We start from the raw sequence: 17,532 nt of genomic DNA on the forward strand, positions 1-17,532 counted from the left end.
AGAGGCATGCAGTACTCACAGGAAGTGGAGAACATGTGCCCCGTTGCCAAGGGTGCATACCACGGCCCCGCACCCATCCCCGAGGAGGGCAAGTGGGTCCAGGCTAAGGAGATTTCCGACATCTCCGGTCTTACGCACGGTGTGGGTTGGTGCGCACCTCAGCAGGGCGCCTGCAAGCTCACGCTGAACGTCAAGGACGGCATCATCGAGGAAGCCCTCGTTGAGACCATCGGCTGCTCGGGCATGACCCACTCTGCCGCCATGGCTTCCGAGATCCTTCCCGGTAAGACCATCCTCGAGGCCCTCAACACCGACCTCGTCTGCGACGCCATCAACGTTGCTATGCGCGAGATCTTCCTGCAGATCGTTTACGGCCGCAGCCAGACCGCGTTCTCCGAGGGCGGCCTGCCCGTGGGCGCCTCCCTCGACGACCTCGGCAAGGGCCTTCGCTCTCAGGTCGGCACCATGTTCGGCACCAAGGCCAAGGGCGCTCGTTACCTTGAGCTCGCTCAGGGCTACGTCACCCGCATGGCTCTCAACGACAAGAACGAGATCATCGCATTCGAGTTCCTGAACCTCGGCAAGTTCACCGACGCCGTCAAGGCCGGCAAGACCCCCGAGGAGGCCATCGCTGGCGCTATGGGCCACTATGGTCAGTGGGAGAACGCTGCCAAGTACATCGACCCGCGCACCGACGAGGAGACTCACTCCGTCGCCAGCGTGTTCCCGGTTCACGAGTAGAAAGGGAGGGAAATAACTATGACTGTTACGTTCGAAGGTTACGAGCGCCGCGCTGACAAGATCAACAAGTGCCTCGCCGACAACGGCATCGCCTCCCTCGAGGAAGCTCTGCAGATCTGCACCGACAAGGGCTTCAACCCGCGTGAGATCGTCAACAACACCCAGTCCATCGCCTTCCAGAACGCCGAGTGGGCCTACACCCTCGGTTGCGCTCTCGCTGTCAAGCGTGGCGCCAAGACCGCTTCTGAGGCTGCCGCCATCATCGGCGAGGGCATCCAGGCCTTCACCGTTCCCGGCTCCGTCGCCGAGGACCGCAAGGTCGGTCTGGGCCACGGCAACCTGGGCGCTATGCTGCTCTCCGACGACACCGAGTGCTTCGCCTTCCTGGCTGGCCACGAGTCCTTCGCTGCCGCTGAGGGTGCTATCGGCCTGGCTCTGAACGCCAACAAGGCTCGCAAGAAGCCGCTGCGCGTCATCCTCAACGGTCTGGGCAAGGACGCTGCTCAGATCATCGCCCGCATCAACGGCTTCACCTACGTGAAGACCCAGTTCGACTACTACACGGGCGAGCTCAAGGTCGTCGAGACCATCCCCTACTCCGATGGTCCCCGCGCTGCCGTTAACTGCTACGGCTCCGACGACGTCCGCGAGGGCGTTGCCATCATGTGGCACGAGAACGTCGACATCTCGATCACCGGTAACTCCACCAACCCCACGCGCTTCCAGCACCCCGTCGCTGGCACCTACAAGAAGGAGCGCCTCGAGGCTGGCAAGAAGTACTTCTCCGTCGCTTCTGGTGGCGGCACTGGCCGTACCCTGCACCCGGACAACATGGGCGCCGGCCCTGCCTCTTACGGCATGACCGACACCATGGGTCGCATGCACTCCGACGCCCAGTTCGCCGGTTCTTCCTCCGTGCCTGCGCACGTCGACATGATGGGTCTCATCGGCATGGGCAACAACCCCATGGTCGGTGCCACCGTCGCCTGCGCTGTCGCCGTCGAGGAGGCCCTCAAGGCCTAATCGCGCCCGCGCGATGCTCATATAGTTGAGCTTTGGAGCCGCTACCTTTCGAGGTAGCGGCTCTTTTTGTTTGCGCTGCTGCAGGGTGGCTAACGCCAATATATCAGTTGGGGCGATATACGAGATGTGATGAAATGGAGCATCAGAACGCCCATGACGCCCACCTGCCATATGTGCCCTTTACCGATTTGCCGAGTCTTTGCGGCCCCATTGCCGATCACCCGTGCGACAATGCGCCGGACGAGAAAGGAATCCGATGGAATCGACTGATGTACTGGTAATTGGATCTGGCATTGCGGGACTTTGCGCCGCCATCGAAGCGGCACGCACGGGTGCAACCGTCACTGTGGCAAGCGCCGGCAAGACTATGAGTGGATCGAGCTTCTTCCCCGGAACCTGGGGCCTGGGGCTTATCGGACCCGTTAACGAAGACGACGAACAAGACCTCATCGACACCATCCAGACCGTTGGTGGCGGCGTCGCCGACCCCGAGCTTGTCCAGACGTTTGTCCGCGGCATTCCCCAGGCAATTACATGGCTCGAACGGGATCTGGGTGTTGAACTTCAACGCCCACAAAATGCCGAGAGCGCCCAGCAAAAGCAGTTTATCCCCTGCTTTGACCACAAGACGCGCATGTGGCGCGGCCTCACCCGCAAGCCCCTTGAGGACGCTCTGACGACCCGAATCGAGTCACTCGGCATTCGCCTGCTCCCCCGCCATGAGCTTATCGACCTTGTTGAGGACACGAACGGTAGAATAACCGGAACCGTGCTCTACGACCTCACCGAAAATCGAATCGTGCCCTTTGCTGCCAAGGCCACGATCATCGCAACCGGTGGCACAGGCGGCCTGTTCGAGCGCAGCCTTACGTCGGCTGATGTGCTCAGCTCCTCGCAGGCCATCGCGCTGGCGCACGGCGCAACACTTACTAATATAGAGTTCATGCAGATGATGCCCGGTTTCATCGAGCCCAAGCGCAACCTGGTCTTCAACGAGAAAACCTGGCGCTGCGTACATGTAGACCAGCCGGTAGATATTGCCGACGACAAGCTGGACGACCTGCTTGAGCAACGCTCCGGATACGGTCCCTTCACTTCGCGCCTGGCTTCCAGCGCCATCGATCTCGTCATCGATCAGGCAGGTGTCGAAGGCCTGGCACTCCACTACGACTTCCCCCGCGAGGATGTCCCAGAGTTTGTGCAGACCTTTGCCACCTGGCTGCAAGACGAGCACGGCATCGCCCCGACTGACGAGATGCGCGTTGCGATGTATGCCCACGCCGCTAACGGCGGCATCAAGATCGATAAGACCGCGCAAACGGGCGTTGAGGGCCTCTACGCTTGCGGCGAGGCGACAGGCGGCATGCACGGCGCCGACCGCATTGGTGGCTTGTCAAGCGCCAACGGCATCGTGTTCGGGCGCATCGCAGGCGCATCGGCAGCCCAAGCAGCACAGAAAGAGCCCGAGACAGCCCTGAAGGCGGATATCGCCCTCCCCCAGTACGGCATAGCCGCAACAGATGCCGAACGCCTGACACACAGCCTAAGGCACACGATGAGCACCTATTGCATGATCAACAGGACCGAAACAGGCCTATCCGAGGCACTACACGAGCTTGAAAACATTCAAGATGATGCCACAGCTCTAAATAAGCCGCATGCCAACGACAGCGAAATCGCTGCGCTCGCCCGCATACAGTCGCAGATTCAACTAGCACAGGAAATGGTCAAAGCCATGCGCAACCGAACCGAAAGCCTGGGCTCGCACTATCGAGCGAATTAAACTGGACACCTATCTAAAGCAGAACACAACTAATCGATATCTATGGGCCCCGTGAGCTCGAAGTGGCACGGGGCCCATTCGTGTCCGCACGGCAGCGTATCCTTATTCCGAATACAGAGCGTGCAAAGCCTGCATAGACAATAGACCAGCGAGGAGGAGATATGGACAGTAGAGATATCGAGAAGTGGCGTGTCAAACTTGATAGCTACGCCAATGTGGAAGACGGCGTTGAGTATTGGCTCGCACGCGATTTAATGGAACCCATGGGATACACTCGATGGGAGAACTTCGCCGAAGTTGTTAAGAGGGCAAAAGTCTCGTGCGAAACAAATAAAACTCCAGTTGATTCCCATTTTCGTGACACCACGAAAATGGTAACTGCCGGTGTCGCCGCTCGTGCGGTTAAAGACTACAAGCTTACGCGCTATGCATGCTATTTAATCGCCCAGAACGGAGATTCAAACAAGCCAGAGATTGCACTCGCCCAAGCATACTTTGCCGTGCAGACGCGCCGCCAAGAGCTCATAGAGCAGCGCTTCGCAGAGATTCAGCGCTTACAGGCGCGCCACTCGCTATCCGATTCAGAGAAACAGCTCTCGGGTATTGCATTCAAACGCGGCGTGGACTCCAAAGGATTCGCGATCATCAAGTCGAAGGGCGATGAAGCGTTATTCGGCGGCAGAAGCACGGCGGAAATGAAGCAGCAGCTCGGCATACCCAAGAGCGCGGCATTGGCGGACAGGTTAGCCGATGTCCTCATCAAAGCAAAGGACCTTACGAACTCGATGACGGCCTTCAACGCCGAGGAACACGACCTGTACGGTCTGGACAAGATCAAGCAAGAGCACGTCGAGAACAACACAAGCGTGCGTGGCAGCCTCATCGACCGCGGAATTGTACCCGAGAACCTACCGCCTGCCGAAGATACAAAGAAGCTCGAACGTCGCGTGAAAGCAGACGAGAAAAAGCTCAAGGAGGGTACAGACGGATTCACCGACCCCCAGGGCAGGCTCGACTTGTAAAGCGTCTGTGCCCTTACGGGTTCGGCCTCATGCGAGGTTAATAAAAAAGACAGCCAACCGAAGTTGACCGTCTTAACAATCTTTGGTGGGCCGTCAGGGGGTCGAACCCTGGACCTTGGGATTAAGAGTCCCCTGCTCTACCAACTGAGCTAACGACCCAAAGCTAAAGTCCGTCGTAGCGGACTTTAGAGGAGATATCGTGTGGTGGGCCGTCAGGGGGTCGAACCCTGGACCTTGGGATTAAGAGTCCCCTGCTCTACCAACTGAGCTAACGACCCGATATCAACACGAAGCAAGAACTGGGGTGGGTAAAGGGACTCGAACCCTCGACCTACGGGACCACAACCCGTCGCTCTAGCCAACTGAGCTACACCCACCGTGTCCTGTGCGCTTCGCGCTCGACTATTATTGCAAGGAACGCCACGCGATGCAAGCCCCAATTTTCAAGAATTTTGAAAAGAGTTTTTCGAGACCATTTCGAGCAATTCCCACCGGTTTCATAGGAGTAAACTTGCCCCACTGCAAATGCTCGAAAGGACAAGCATGAAAGAACTCTCCAACCGTACGGCAACGTTTACCGATTCGGTCATCCGCCGCATGACGCGCATCTCCAATAAGTATGGCGCCGTCAACCTGTCGCAGGGCTTCCCCGACTTCGATCCCCCGGCGCAGCTGCTCAACAGCCTGAGCGCCATCGCCAGCGACCCCAAGCCGCTCTATCACCAGTACTCCATCACCTGGGGCTCCCAGGCCATGCGTGAGGCGCTTGCCGCCAAGCAGGAGCACTTTATGGGCATGCCGATCAACCCCAACGAGAACATCGTGGTCACCTGCGGCTCCACCGAGGCCATGATGGCCGCCATGATGACGGTCACGAACCCCGGCGACAAGGTCGTCATCTTCTCGCCATTCTACGAGAACTACGGCGCCGACACGATCCTTTCGGGTGCGGAGCCTATCTACGTGCCGCTCAACCCGCCCACCTTTGACTTTGACCGTGAGGTCCTGGAGGCGGCCTTCCGCGACAACGATCCCAAGGCGATCGTTCTATGCAACCCGTCCAACCCCTGCGGCAAGGTCTTTACCCGCGAGGAGCTCACCCTTATCGCCGACCTGTGCAAAAAGTATGACGCCTACTGCATCACCGACGAGGTCTACGAGCACATCGTCTACGCGCCCCACGAGCACGTGTACATGGCCACGCTGCCCGGCATGTTTGAGCGCACCATCAGCTGCAGCTCGCTATCCAAGACCTACTCCATCACCGGCTGGCGCCTGGGCTACACCATCGCTCCTGCCGAAATCACCGAGCGCATCAAAAAGGTTCACGACTTCCTCACCGTGGGCGCCGCCGCTCCCCTGCAAGAGGCCGTCGTCACCGCCCTCAACTTCGACGACAGCTATTACCAGGAGGTCCTTGACCTCTACACCGCCAAGCGCGACCTATTCTGTCAGGGGCTCGATAGCATCGGTCTTGAGCACAACGTGCCGCAGGGCGCCTACTATGTGATGATGGATATCTCGGAGTTTGGCTATAACAGCGACCTCGACTTCTGCGAGGATTTGGCCTCCAAGGTGGGCGTGGGCGCCGTGCCCGGCTCGAGCTTCTTCCGCGAGCCCGTCAACCATCTGATTCGTTTCCACTTTGCCAAACGAGACGAGACGCTTAACGCGGCACTGGAGAACCTCAAGTCTCTGCGTGATAAAATCGAACCGCGCGGGTAAGGACGGTCAGTAACTAAAGGCACTATAGAAACCTCGTGAACCCGTTGGGCCACGAGGTTTCTTTTTATAGCGACCTCATTTATTTTATTGAGCGCTATACTTTAGTCACGGAGCAACTCGTCCCAGAGAGGAATACTATGGCAGAGCAGCTTATCGGAGCGCTCGAGGCCGGCGGCACCAAGATGGTCTGCGCCACGGGCTATGCAGACGGTATGGTCCTGGAGTGCGAGCAGATCGCGACCACGACCCCGCAGGAGACCGTCGAGGCCGTCAACGCATGGTTTGCGAACAAGGGCATCGCCGCGCTAGGCATCGGCGCCTTTGGCCCCACCGCAGTCAACCCCGCCTCGCCCCAATACGGCAAGATCCTGGAGACGCCCAAAACGGCATGGCGCTACTTTGACCTGCTGGGCACCATCCAAAACGAGCTCAATATTCCCTGCGGCTACGACACCGACGTCAACGTCGCCTGCCTGGGCGAGGTCACCTTTGGTTGCGCCCAGGGCCTCACGGACGTGGTGTATCTGACCATCGGTACCGGTGTGGGCGCTGGCGTGCTCTCGGGCGGTAAGCTCGTGCACGGCATGATGCATCCCGAGGCCGGTCACATCCTGGTCACGCGCGACCCGCGCGACACCATTGGCGAGCACAGCGCCTGCCCCTTCCACGACAACTGCCTCGAGGGCCTCATCGCCGGCCCCGGCGTTAAAAGGCGCTGGGATGGCAAGAGCGCCGGAGACATGGCCGATGACCCGGAGGCCATGGATCTGCTCGCCGGCTATCTGGCGCAGGCGCTCATGACCTTCATCCTGTGCTATGCGCCGCAGAAGATCGTCATCGGTGGCGGCGTGGCCGACCACACCCCCATCGTGCCGCTCGCGCGCAAGAAGTGCGCCGAGATGCTCAACGGCTACATCGTCACGCCCGAGATGGCCGACATTGATAGCTATATCGTCAACAACAGCCTCGAGGGCAAACAGGGCATTATGGGCTGCTTGGCCCTGGGCGCTCAGGCGCTTCAGTAGCAGACGTACCCACAGGGCGTGGCGCGCCCGGCAAATCCGACCTACGGAACGACGCCACCACGCCTCATATAAGCCCTCAAATAAAAAAGGCCGCCTAGGACCAAACAATACGTCCTAGGCGGCTTTTTTGGCGCGCATCAGCGGCCGTAAGAGATATCGGAGCACAACGCCCGTTGCCGCACCACAGCAGTCGATCATCACATCGGTGATCATGCCGGCGCGTCCCGGCACAAAGAGCTGAATCGTCTCGTCGATCGAAGGAATCAGCAGCAGGAACACCGCCGTGGGCAGCAGCACGTCAAAGGTGCGCCGGCCCTCAAAATCAAAGGCGTGCGTTGCCAGGATGCCGAGCACCAAATACTCGGTAAAATGCGCGCACTTACGAACAACAAAGTTGGTCACCCATTCATATGGAAGTCCCACGCCGCGCAGGAAACCGCGGATAGCTTCCATGACCGTTAGGCTCAGCGAACCCGACCCCGAGCCGGGAACCAGCGAATTGCCCCAGATCAAGAGCGCCATCAGGCAGGTCACGACCGCCCATTTTCGATTGATCTTAACCATGCAGAAGTTATGCCTCCGCGCGGAGCGGCGCGAAGCTGGCGGTACCGCCCTCGATAACGCTCAGATAGGCACGGCCCGTACGCTTGGCGGTAGAGGACTGCAGGCGCTCGATCTCTTCCTCGAGGATCTGATTGACGCGCTCGTGACGACGATTTTCCATAATGCCGGCGGCAATAGCCTCGGCTCGCTCGATGCCCTCGCGCGAGATACGGGCGGTATCCTCGGGGAACACAGCGCTGTGACGGCCGACATAGGCGGGTGCAGCAGGCTGAGGGGCAGCGACGGGAGCGGGAGCTGCAACAGGAGCAGGCTCGTCGATCTCGTCCAGAATCGCGGTGGCAGCGGCCCACATGTCCTCGTGGCCCGAGTAATCGGCCATGGGGACATCAACCTCGAGCGAGGCATCCGGAAGGTCGCCGGTGTCGATGCGATCTTGGGCATCAATCGATGCGGTGATGGCTGCAGGCTCATCGAGGTCATCGAGATCGATGTCCGCGGCACCGAAAATGATAGGCATGCTGGCGAGGTTTGCGTTGTACGGCGCAGCCTCAGCCGCCTGCTGCTGGGCAGGAGCGCCCCAAAGCGAGCTTTCGGCGGCACGGCGGGCGGCAACGGCCTCCTCGTCCGCGGTCATGGCTTCATCAACGTACGAATTATCGGCAGAAGCGTTCACGTCCGCCGAGGTGGCGCTGCAGGCGTTATTGGCTGCCGCGTTGGCAACGAGTGCCACAAAAGCCGCCGTGCTGCCCGCAGGGGCGGCCTGGGAGCCAGACACGGCGCGTGCCGCGGCGGCGATGTCGTCGCGATTGAAGGAGCCGGTCTGCCCGCCGTTGGTGAGCTCGTCGATGGCGACTTGATAGACGTCGCGCGAGCGCGCAGGGTCGCAGCTCACCGGCGAATCGTCGTCGAGCATACTGTCGATCATGGACCAAGCCTCGGCCTCGTCCATGGCATCTGCGGCTCGAGCGATGGTAGGGACACCATCATCGGCATGACGGCGCTGGAACGCACCAGTCAGGCCGGAAAGGAATGCCGAGGTAGACTGCTCCGACTGAGCCTGAGAAGCAGAAGCGGCAGCATATGGAGTCGCATCCTGCTGCTGAGCTGGAATCGAGGCGGTCTTGAACTCGCTTTGATGCTGATTGAGATTGGCGGCACCGCCCATGGCATCGGGCTGGAACAGACGCTCTTCACGCTGCGCACGGTACTCGGAGATACCCAGCGAGGCGGCATAGATGCCCACGCCCGCCACCGCACCGACGGCAAAGGGAACAGCGCCCGCGACAACCGTCTCGTTGACCGACGAGAACGGCAGCGTCGCGGCATACATCACCACGGGAGCGGCAAGGCCGATCCCGCAGGAAAGTCCGGCAAGGACTGCTCGTTGTGTTGCATCAGAAGAAGCCATGAGCTCTCCCCATCTTCCAGCACCCAAATCGCATCATTCAGTTGGCTGCGCGAGAGAAGATGAAGCGGGGCTATGCCCCAAAGCAACGGTATATGGTTCGTTTCATCTGCGTTTTCCGTCGCGAAGCTTAAAAGCTATTATGCGAAACCGCCCTGCCGATTGCAAGCGACGATGTCGGATTGAAACGGGAAACCTGCTGCTCGTCGGTCTTACGGTCAATAATAAGCGCGGAGCGGCGCTATAGAAAAGGGCCGAGGCTCAAAGCCCCGACCCTTTATCGCATTGATGACTATCGCTGCGTGTGGATGACAACCTAGAACGTCTGCTCGTAGTCGCTGTGTTTTTTGGCCGAACGCACCAGGAACTCCTGGTTGGTGTTGGTGCCCTTAAGACCCTTGATAAACGATGCGGCCGCGCGCTCGGTGTTGTTCATGCCGGCAAGAATGCGACGCAGACCAAAGACAAACGGACGCATCTGCTCGTCGACCAACAGATCCTCGTTACGCGTACCGGAGGCAACGGGGTCGATAGCCGGGAAGATGCGGCGGTCGGCCAGGTCGCGGTCGAGCTTAAGCTCCATGTTGCCGGTGCCCTTGAACTCCTCGAAAATGACCTCGTCCATCTTGGAACCGGTGTCGATGAGGGCAGAGGCCAGGATGGTGAGCGAGCCGCCGTTCTCGATATTGCGGGCTGCACCCAGGAAGCGCTTGGGCGGATACAATGCCGCCGAATCGACGCCGCCCGAAAGGATGCGGCCTGAGGCGGGCGCCGCCAAGTTGTAGGCGCGGGCGAGGCGCGTGATGGAGTCGAGCACCACCACGACGTCGCCACCCAGCTCTACGATGCGCTTGGCGCGCTCGATGACGAGCTCTGCCACGCGGGTGTGGTTGTCGGCAGGCATATCGAAGGTCGACGCCACAACCTCACCCTTGATAGAACGCTGCATATCGGTGACCTCTTCGGGGCGCTCGTCGACGAGCAGGCAGATGAGGTGCACCTCGGGGTTGTTAATCGAGATGGACTGGCAGATCTTCTTGAGGATCGTGGTCTTGCCGGCCTTGGGCGGGGACACGATCAGGCCGCGCTGGCCCTTGCCGATCGGTGACACGATGTCGATGGCGCGACCGGTAATAGAGTCCTTGCCGTGCTCCATGCGCAGCGGCTCGTTGGGATAGACCGGGGTGAGGTCGCCGAACTTGGGACGGTTGCGAATCTGCTCGGGGTCCAGACCGTTGACGGTCGTGATTTTGGCGAGGCCGGCGCGCTTGTCGCCGCCGCGCGAAGGACGCAGCGAGCCCTCGATGACGTCGCCCGTGCGCAGGCGCGCGGAGCGGATGAGGTAGGCGGGCACGAAGGCGTCGTCGTTGGACTTCATGTAGCCATGGGCGTGGATGATGCCGGAGCTGTCCGGGCGAATCTGCAGAATGCCCTTGATGTCGCGGAAGCCCTCGGCCTTCGCAGCGGTGACGTAGATTTCCTCGACGAGCTCAGCCTTCTTTTTGCCGGTCGTCTCGATCTCGAACTCTTTTGCCTTCTCGCGCAGCTCGGCGACCTTCATGGCCGCAAGCTCCTCGCGCGAAAGCGTTGGCTCGGTGGGAGCGGCATTACGCTCCTTGTTGCGTTGCTTGCGATCGCGCTGGCGGTTGCGACGGTCGTTGTTGCGCTCGTCCTTGCGCTCGTTGCGCTCCTCGTTGCGCTTGTGCTGGCGACGGTTGGGGCGAGCGCCGTCTTCGCCCTCGGCGGGGGCGGCACCATCGGTTGCGGTGGTGTCAACATTGGCCGCAGCGGCGTCATTGGCCTCGGCGCCAGAATCAACCTGCGCTTCGACATCAGCATGCTGCTCGGCGGCCTTGGCCTTAACGGACTTCTTGCGACCGCGCTTGGGCTTCTCGGATGCAGGCTGTTCGACGTCCTGGGGCTCGACGGCATTAGTCGATGCATCGGCGGTCGTCTCGGCGGAATCCTCGGACGCACCCTTCTTGGCAGCCTTAGCCTTGGACGTGCGCTTAGCAGCAGTGCGACGGCTGCGACCGGGACGGACGTCGGCGGGCTCGGCATCGGCAGAAACGGCCTCGGAAGTCGTGGCATCCTGGACGGGTGCATCGGCAGCAGTTGAGGACTTGGCAGTCGCCGCAGCATCCCGAGCGGCGGCGGCTGCGGCTGCGGCCTTCTCGGCCTCGACAAAGGCCTTGGGCTTGCGACCGCGACGGTGCGGGCGCAAAGCCGGATCGACAACGGGAACTTCGCTGGCCTCGACAGGCGCAGCGGGCTCAACAGGCGATGTGCCCTCCCCTGCCGCGGAACGGACCGAAGCCTCAGTGAGCTCGGGGGTTACCTGTTCAGCAACCTGCTCGGCCTTAGCAGCCGTGCGACGGCGTGTGCGCGGTACCGGCTTCTCGGTCGGCTGGTCGGCGACAGGAGTCTCGGTGGCGGCAGGCGTCTCGGGCACAGACGGAGCTGCAAGCTCGGTCAGAGCCGCGGCCTCGCGCTCGGCAGCACGACGGCGGGCGCGCACCACCTGAGCCTCGCTAATCTGCGCCAACGCACGTGCCTGCGCGACCTCATCGGAAATCGGCGCCGAGGAGTCAGCTGCAACGGTGAGCCCGGCGCGCGTCGTGCGCGTGGTACGGCGCTTTGGCTTGGTGACCTCCTCGCCGTCAGCGGCAGGCTTGGCCGTGCGGCGCGTGCGCTTGGGCTTTGCCGGAGCAGCCTCCTCACCAGTTGCAGGCACGGCCTTCTCAGCCGCTACAGGCATAGGCGTCGAAGCAGCCTTAGGCGTCTCAGGAGCCGAGGCTTGCGCGGGCGCCGCGACCTGGTCCGACGCAACCGGTGCAGCGGGAGCGGCCTGCGTCGTCGTTATTTCGTTTTCTTGCTGTTGATCAGACACAGTGTTTGCTCAACTTTCTTTTCAAGCCCTGTGATCACATGCTCCCTGCATAAACCTTCAGGGCGGCTAAACAGTCTAGTTCCGTTCAAAACGACGGACATCATTGATCTGTATCGAGATGATTGCGTCAACTACGCAGCGTTAGTGTAACACAACCGCCGCCACCTGCAACTTAGTCATTGGGGACGTTCTTAAACGACTAGTCAAAAGGGACACTCTTTGTTTGCCACCCACAAATCTGACTGCCTCCGCCAAAACTATGGCGGTTTACTACGATGAATCGCTCAACCGCGACCACTCCGAAACTTGTTGAACTAAAACCGCAGGTAGATGCCTTGCACTTTTTAGCAAAAAGCCGGCGTGGTTAGAATTCCTCAATTCATCGTAGTAAACCGGCATAGTTTCGTATTTCTAGCAGCTCCAAATTCATCAATACGTCGGCGTTTGCGAAAAAAGCCCGACCTCCGTGGGAGATCGGGCTTATAGGCCTCAGTTAAACCAAACCTACACGGTCAAATGACCCGCAGGTTACATCTGCTCGGGCGCGGAAACGCCAACGAGGGTGAGCACCAGGGCGAGCGTCACGCGGACGGCATCGCAAGCGGCCAGACGGGCACGCGAAAGCTCGGGGTCGACGGGACGGCCCTCGCTCGGCAGCACCTGGCAGGCAGCGTAGAAGCTGTGGAAGTCACCGGCGAGTTCCTCGGCAAAGTGGGTCAGACGGAACGGGGCGCGATCGCGAGCACAGCTGGCGATCAGGTCGGTGAGCTCGTTGAGCTTGCGCGAAAGGGCGAGCTCGGTCGGGTCGGTCAGCAGCGAGTAATCGACGTTCTCACCGATGGCCTTGGCGGCAACGGCCTTCATGCCCATCTCGTCGGCCTGCTCGGCGGTAACGTCGGCGGCACGGCGCAGGATGGAGCACACGCGGGCGTGAGCATACTGCACGTAATAGACCGGGTTGGAGTTGTCGCGCTTCTTAACGGCCTCGATGTCGAAGTCGACCATCTGGTTGGAGCTCTTGGAGATGAGCGTGTAGCGAGCGGCATCGGAGCCAACCTCGTCGACGAGCTCCTGAAGGGTCACCATGGTGCCCTTGCGCTTGGACATACGGACGGGCTTGCCGTTACGCAGCAGGTTGACGAGCTGGCCCAGTAGAACCTCGAACTTGCCGGGGTAACCCAGAGCGTCGCAGACGCAGCGGACGCGCTCGATGTAACCGTGGTGGTCGGCGCCCCAGATGTCGATGACGTGGTCGACGCGCTGGAACTTATCCCAGTGATAGGCGACGTCGGAGGCGAAGTAGGTGTACTCGCCGTCGGACTTGATCAGGACGCGGTCCTTGTCGTCGCCCAGATCGGTGGAGCGGAACCACAGGGCGCCGTCCTTGGTGTAGAGGTAGCCCATCTTGTCGAGCTTCTCAAAAGCGCGGTCGACGGCGGAGGTGCCGGCGGTCTCGCCCTCGGTGTCCTTCACATACAGCGAGCGCTCGGAGTACCAACGGTCAAAGTCGCAGTTGACGGCGTGGCAGAGGTCGCGCATGTTGTCGACCATCTTCACGTAGCCGCGCTCACGGAAGCTCTCCATACGCTCCTGCGGATCGGCGTCGACCCACTTGTCGCCGTCGGTGCGCCAGAACTCGGCGGCCTCGTCGATGATGTAGTCGCCGCCGTAAGAGTCCTTGCCCAAGGTCTCGGCAAAGTTGTCCTGATACGGATGGGTCTCGGGGTGCTCGTCGTTCTCGTCGGCAACAAAGGCGTCACGGTCGGCGATCAGCAGCTTGTGAGCCTCCTCGATATCAACGCCCTGCTTGGCGATGATGTCGGCAAGCTGCATATAGCGCGTGCTGATGGAGTTGCCGAAGGTGTTCATCTGAGAGCCGTGGTCGTTGATGTAGAACTCACGCTGGATGTCGTAACCGGCGTGGTCCATAACACGGCAGAGCGAGTCGCCCAGCGCGGCCCAGCGGCCGTGGCCGATGTGCATGGGGCCGACGGGGTTGGCGGAAACAAACTCGACCTGGGTCTTCAGGCCACCACCGACGTTGGACTTAGCGAAGTCCATGCCCTTCTCGCGAGCCTCGCCAAAGATGGCATTCTTGACGGCAACGGAGAGGTAGAAGTTGATGAAGCCGGGGCCTGCGATCTCGACCTTCTCGATCGCGGGGTCCTCGGGCATATGGGCAACGATGGCCTCGGCGATCTTGCGCGGGGCGCAGTGGGCCAGCTTGGCGGACTTCAGGGCCATGGTAGAGGTCCACTCGCCATGAGAAGTGTCAGCCGGTCGCTCGATAGCGCAATCGTCAAGTTCAAATGCGGAAAGGTCGCCGGCCTCCTGGGCCGCAGCAAGCGCAGCGCGTACCAGCTCTTCAATCTTCTCGGGCATAGATCCTCCTTGTGTTAAAGCCCCCGAGCTCTTGGTCACTCGTAGGGCAAAAGCCAGAGTTTGTAGCACTCTATCACAAGCGACGGGCACTGTCGCAGGGTAAAGCTAATAGATATTGCATATGCACAAAAATGACTACAGCTTGCATGGAGTCACTCAAAGATGCCGGTCTGCCTGCAGATTATGCAGGCGTTGAAAATGCATAAAGGTGTGAATGAGCTGTGTCTTTTATCGAATACTCTTACCTATCAGAGTTGTGTGCTTTTCCTGCATAAAGTGAGGATTTGCGCACGTCAGCGTGTTATTCTAGACATACGTAAATTCGTATAAGTTGGAGGTAGCATGTTCTCAATCGGTCAACACGTCATTCATCCGGGTCAGGGAGTCTGCACCGTCGTCGGTTTTAGGGACGACACGCCGCAGCCCATGTTGTTGCTCGAGGCCAAGCAGGGGCATGCGCAGACGATCCTTATGTACCCCGTGGCGCAGGCCGACCGTCTGCATGCCGCCATCTCTCAGCAAGATGCCGAGCATCTGCTGAGCCACTATGACGAGCTGGAGTGCGACACCTTTACCGAGCGCAACAGCTCGCTTGAAGAGACACACTTTAAGCAGCAGCTCAAGCTGGGCGCGCCCGAGACGGTCCGCGTGGCAAAGACCATGATGCACCGCATTCGCCAGGCCGAGGAAGCCGATAAAAAGCCCAGCTCTTACTATATGCGTGTACTCAAGGAAGCCAAGCGCCGCTCCATCGAGGAGTTCGCCGTGGCATTGGGCGTCACCGAGGAGGCCGCCGAAGCCCGCCTAGCCCAAGCCGCCCTCAACTAACCCATCCGCGCCAAAAACCACCACAAAGGGGACAGGCACCTTTGTGGTGGTTTTTTCGTTCTAGTCGTTCTAGTAGTATTCATTCTTATTGATACCCACGAGCACAAGGAGTCTCTTATGGCAGAGCCGCTTACCGCCGGAATCACCCGCGACCGCGCGTTCGAACTGCTCAACGAACACAACAAGGACCCGTTCCACATCACCCATGGCGAGACGGTCGAGGGCACTATGCGCTACTTTGCGCGCGAGTTCGACCCCGAGAACGAGGAGTTTTGGGGCATCGTCGGTCTGCTGCACGACCTGGATTGGGAGGAGCATGAGGACGACCCCATGAACCACACCATCTATGCTGCCGAGATTCTTGAGGGCGAAGGTGCGTCTCCCGAGCTCATTCGCGCCATCCAGACGCACACGTCGGACTTCAACACCTCGCTGCCCAAACCCGAGCTGCAGATGGAAAAGATCCTGTTTGCCTGCGATGAGCTCACCGGCCTGATCGGCGCTGCAGTCATCATGCGCCCGAGCAAGAGCGTTATGGACTTTACGACCAAGTCGCTCAAGAAGAAGTTCAAGGACAAGCGCTTTGCCGCCGGCTGCTCGCGCGACGTGATTTCGCAGGGCGCCGAGATGTTGGGCTGGGAGCTCCCCGAGCTCTTTGACCGCACCATAGCGGCCATGCAGTCCTTCGCCCCCGACCGCGATACCTTCCAGGCCTAACCGCCCACGCCACCTAAAACCGCCACAAAGGGGACAGGCACCTTTGTGGCGGTTTTCGTTTACGAGGGGTTTAGGGGCGGACCTGGCCGGTGCCGCGGAGCTTGTATTTGTAGGTGGTGAGGGCCTCGGCGGCAAAGGGGCCGCGGGCGTGGAGCTTTTGGGTCGAGATGCCAATCTCGGCGCCCAGGCCAAACTCGCCGCCGTCGGTAAAGCGCGTGCTGGCGTTGGCATACACGGCCGAGGCATCGACCTCGTCCAGGAAGCGCTCGCAAGCATCCGTGTCCTCTGCAACGATGGCCTCGGAGTGCATCGTGCCGTAGCGGTTGATGTGCGCGATGGCCTCGTCCTCGTTCGCCACGACCTTCACGCTCATCTCGAGCGCCAGATACTCGCGACCCCAGTCCTCCTCAGTCGCGGCAACGTAGTCATCGCCCTCGGCAAGCCCGGCGTCGGCGCATGCGGCGCACGTGGCCTCGTCGCCATGAATGAGCACGCCGTGGTCATGCAGCACGGCCACGACCGCGGGCAAAAACGCATCGGCCACGGCACGATCAACCAGCAGCGACTCGGCAGCATTGCACACGCCCACGCGCTGGGTCTTGGCATTGACGATAATGTTGAGTGCTTTATCGAAGTCGGCGGATTCATGCACGTAGATGTGGCAGTTACCCGTGCCCGTCTCGATCACCGGAACGAGCGACTCGCGCACGCAGCGCTGGATCAGGCCCGCACCGCCACGCGGAATGAGCACATCGACGACGCCGCGGAGCTTCATGAGCTCGCCGGTGGCCTCGCGGTCGGTAGACTCGATCATCGACACGGCCTCGCGCGGGAAGCCCTTGGCCTCGAGCGCATCGGCCAGCAGTTCGGCAATCATGGCACACGAGTGATAGGCCAGCGAGCCGCCGCGCAGAATGCAGGCGTTGCCGGTGCGGATGCAGATGCCCGCGGCGTCGGCCGTCACGTTGGGGCGCGCCTCGTACACCATGGCGACTAGGCCCAACGGCACGCTCACGCGGGTGAGGTCCACGCCGCTTGCGAGCACGCGGTGGTCGAGCACGCGGCCGACAGGATCGGGCAGCTCGGCGAGCTTCTCCAGGCCGGCGGCCATACCCTCAACGCGCTCGGGCGTCAGCAGCAGACGGTCGAGGAGCCCCGCCGAGGTCCCCGCATCGCGCGCGGCGGACATATCGAGCTCGTTGGCGGCGACGATGGAGTCGACACCGTTGCGCAGTGCTGCGGCCATGGCGCGCACGGCCTCCTGGCGCTGCTCGTCGCTCGCCGTGGCAAGCGAGGCCGACGCTGCCTTAGCGGCAACGGCAAGATCGTGGACATACGTGGCTATATCGACCGACATGGGCGGCCCTTTCTCCTAGAAGTTTGCAACCATGGTAGCCGATTTGCGCATGGCCTCGCCCGCGGCGGTA

The 17,532-nt window shown here is 60.8% G+C and carries 13 protein-coding genes and 3 tRNA genes; 8 read left to right on the forward strand and 8 right to left on the reverse strand.

Annotated features, from left to right (window positions below; translation table 11 throughout):
- Positions 1-6: 6 nt before the first annotated feature.
- The 4 genes from CHY22_RS01765 (at position 7) to dinD (ending at position 4,569) form a co-directional block, all read left to right on the forward strand.
- Positions 7-741, forward strand: coding sequence for a nitrogen-fixing protein NifU (locus CHY22_RS01765; RefSeq protein ID WP_006235554.1), 735 nt, complete (start codon positions 7-9; stop codon positions 739-741).
- 18 nt (positions 742-759) lie between these two features.
- The gene (locus CHY22_RS01770) at positions 760-1,764 is read left to right on the forward strand and encodes a GGGtGRT protein (protein ID WP_055252290.1); all 1,005 of its coding nucleotides are present in this window, start codon (positions 760-762) and stop codon (positions 1,762-1,764) included.
- A 256-nt stretch (positions 1,765-2,020) separates the two neighbouring features.
- The gene (locus CHY22_RS01775; RefSeq protein ID WP_089572016.1) at positions 2,021-3,547 is read left to right on the forward strand and encodes an FAD-binding protein; all 1,527 of its coding nucleotides are present in this window, start codon (positions 2,021-2,023) and stop codon (positions 3,545-3,547) included.
- Positions 3,548-3,708: 161 nt separating this feature from the next.
- The gene (gene dinD, locus CHY22_RS01780; RefSeq protein WP_089572018.1) at positions 3,709-4,569 is read left to right on the forward strand and encodes a DNA damage-inducible protein D; all 861 of its coding nucleotides are present in this window, start codon (positions 3,709-3,711) and stop codon (positions 4,567-4,569) included.
- 83 nt (positions 4,570-4,652) lie between these two features.
- Here the strand turns inward: dinD and CHY22_RS01785 are convergent.
- From CHY22_RS01785 to CHY22_RS01795, 3 genes are all read right to left on the reverse strand, one after another.
- Positions 4,653-4,728 (reverse strand) — tRNA-Lys (locus CHY22_RS01785).
- Positions 4,729-4,771: 43 nt separating this feature from the next.
- Positions 4,772-4,847: transfer RNA gene (locus CHY22_RS01790), tRNA-Lys, on the reverse strand.
- A gap of 22 nt (positions 4,848-4,869) precedes the next feature.
- Positions 4,870-4,946: transfer RNA gene (locus tag CHY22_RS01795), tRNA-His, on the reverse strand.
- A gap of 166 nt (positions 4,947-5,112) precedes the next feature.
- Between CHY22_RS01795 and CHY22_RS01800 the strand changes: the two genes are divergently transcribed.
- Together CHY22_RS01800 and CHY22_RS01805 are read left to right on the forward strand one after the other, a co-directional pair.
- A complete protein-coding gene (locus CHY22_RS01800; RefSeq protein ID WP_089572020.1) occupies positions 5,113-6,294 on the forward strand; it encodes an aminotransferase class I/II-fold pyridoxal phosphate-dependent enzyme in 1,182 nt (393 codons plus the stop codon).
- A gap of 137 nt (positions 6,295-6,431) precedes the next feature.
- Positions 6,432-7,319, forward strand: a complete 888-nt coding sequence (locus CHY22_RS01805) for an ROK family protein (RefSeq protein WP_089572022.1) — start codon at positions 6,432-6,434, stop codon at positions 7,317-7,319.
- Positions 7,320-7,433: 114 nt separating this feature from the next.
- Here the strand turns inward: CHY22_RS01805 and CHY22_RS01810 are convergent, their stop codons facing one another.
- The 4 genes from CHY22_RS01810 to argS all read right to left on the reverse strand — a co-directional run bounded on the left by CHY22_RS01810 (position 7,434) and on the right by argS (position 14,560).
- On the reverse strand, positions 7,434-7,883 hold the full coding sequence (locus CHY22_RS01810; RefSeq protein WP_089572024.1) for a VanZ family protein: 450 nt from the start codon (positions 7,881-7,883) through the stop codon (positions 7,434-7,436).
- Between the two features lie 7 nt (positions 7,884-7,890).
- Positions 7,891-9,291: a hypothetical protein gene (locus tag CHY22_RS01815; protein ID WP_055252331.1), complete on the reverse strand. Its 1,401-nt coding sequence runs from the start codon at positions 9,289-9,291 to the stop codon at positions 7,891-7,893.
- A 313-nt stretch (positions 9,292-9,604) separates the two neighbouring features.
- Positions 9,605-12,046, reverse strand: a complete 2,442-nt coding sequence (gene rho / locus CHY22_RS01820) for a transcription termination factor Rho (RefSeq protein WP_089572026.1) — start codon at positions 12,044-12,046, stop codon at positions 9,605-9,607.
- Between the two features lie 660 nt (positions 12,047-12,706).
- The gene (gene argS / locus CHY22_RS01825; protein WP_089572028.1) at positions 12,707-14,560 is read right to left on the reverse strand and encodes an arginine--tRNA ligase; all 1,854 of its coding nucleotides are present in this window, start codon (positions 14,558-14,560) and stop codon (positions 12,707-12,709) included.
- Between the two features lie 342 nt (positions 14,561-14,902).
- On the opposite strand from argS, the gene CHY22_RS01830 reads away from it, so the two are divergent.
- Both CHY22_RS01830 and CHY22_RS01835 read left to right on the forward strand, forming a co-directional pair.
- Positions 14,903-15,388 carry a CarD family transcriptional regulator gene (locus tag CHY22_RS01830; RefSeq protein WP_089572030.1) on the forward strand — a complete coding sequence of 162 codons (486 nt, stop codon included), beginning with the start codon at positions 14,903-14,905 and terminating at the stop codon, positions 15,386-15,388.
- Positions 15,389-15,505: 117 nt separating this feature from the next.
- Entirely contained in the window at positions 15,506-16,105 is a 600-nt protein-coding gene (locus tag CHY22_RS01835) for an HD domain-containing protein (RefSeq protein WP_089572031.1), read from the forward strand.
- Positions 16,106-16,175: 70 nt separating this feature from the next.
- Here CHY22_RS01835 and CHY22_RS01840 read toward each other — a convergent pair whose 3' ends face one another.
- Positions 16,176-17,462 (reverse strand): glutamate-5-semialdehyde dehydrogenase, encoded by a 1,287-nt coding sequence (locus CHY22_RS01840; RefSeq protein ID WP_089572033.1) that lies wholly within the window; start codon positions 17,460-17,462, stop codon positions 16,176-16,178.
- Positions 17,463-17,532: the final 70 nt, after the last annotated feature.

It is taken from the genome of Collinsella sp. TF06-26 (genome assembly GCF_002232035.1).
Taxonomy (GTDB): domain Bacteria; phylum Actinomycetota; class Coriobacteriia; order Coriobacteriales; family Coriobacteriaceae; genus Collinsella.

What these genes read in the sequence shown, in the direction of transcription:
- dinD (WP_089572018.1), top strand. Translation starts at nt 3,709, where the DNA reads ATGGACAGTAGAGATATCGAGAAGTGGCGTGTCAAACTTGATAGCTAC.
- CHY22_RS01800 (WP_089572020.1), top strand. Translation starts at nt 5,113, where the DNA reads ATGAAAGAACTCTCCAACCGTACGGCAACGTTTACCGATTCGGTCATC.
- CHY22_RS01810 (WP_089572024.1), bottom strand. Translation starts at nt 7,883, where the DNA reads ATGGTTAAGATCAATCGAAAATGGGCGGTCGTGACCTGCCTGATGGCG.
- CHY22_RS01840 (WP_089572033.1), bottom strand. Translation starts at nt 17,462, where the DNA reads ATGTCGGTCGATATAGCCACGTATGTCCACGATCTTGCCGTTGCCGCT.
- CHY22_RS01805 (WP_089572022.1), top strand. Translation starts at nt 6,432, where the DNA reads ATGGCAGAGCAGCTTATCGGAGCGCTCGAGGCCGGCGGCACCAAGATG.
- CHY22_RS01765 (WP_006235554.1), top strand. Translation starts at nt 7, where the DNA reads ATGCAGTACTCACAGGAAGTGGAGAACATGTGCCCCGTTGCCAAGGGT.
- argS (WP_089572028.1), bottom strand. Translation starts at nt 14,560, where the DNA reads ATGCCCGAGAAGATTGAAGAGCTGGTACGCGCTGCGCTTGCTGCGGCC.
- CHY22_RS01815 (WP_055252331.1), bottom strand. Translation starts at nt 9,291, where the DNA reads ATGGCTTCTTCTGATGCAACACAACGAGCAGTCCTTGCCGGACTTTCC.
- CHY22_RS01770 (WP_055252290.1), top strand. Translation starts at nt 760, where the DNA reads ATGACTGTTACGTTCGAAGGTTACGAGCGCCGCGCTGACAAGATCAAC.
- rho (WP_089572026.1), bottom strand. Translation starts at nt 12,046, where the DNA reads ATGCCTGTAGCGGCTGAGAAGGCCGTGCCTGCAACTGGTGAGGAGGCT.
- CHY22_RS01830 (WP_089572030.1), top strand. Translation starts at nt 14,903, where the DNA reads ATGTTCTCAATCGGTCAACACGTCATTCATCCGGGTCAGGGAGTCTGC.
- CHY22_RS01775 (WP_089572016.1), top strand. Translation starts at nt 2,021, where the DNA reads ATGGAATCGACTGATGTACTGGTAATTGGATCTGGCATTGCGGGACTT.
- CHY22_RS01835 (WP_089572031.1), top strand. Translation starts at nt 15,506, where the DNA reads ATGGCAGAGCCGCTTACCGCCGGAATCACCCGCGACCGCGCGTTCGAA.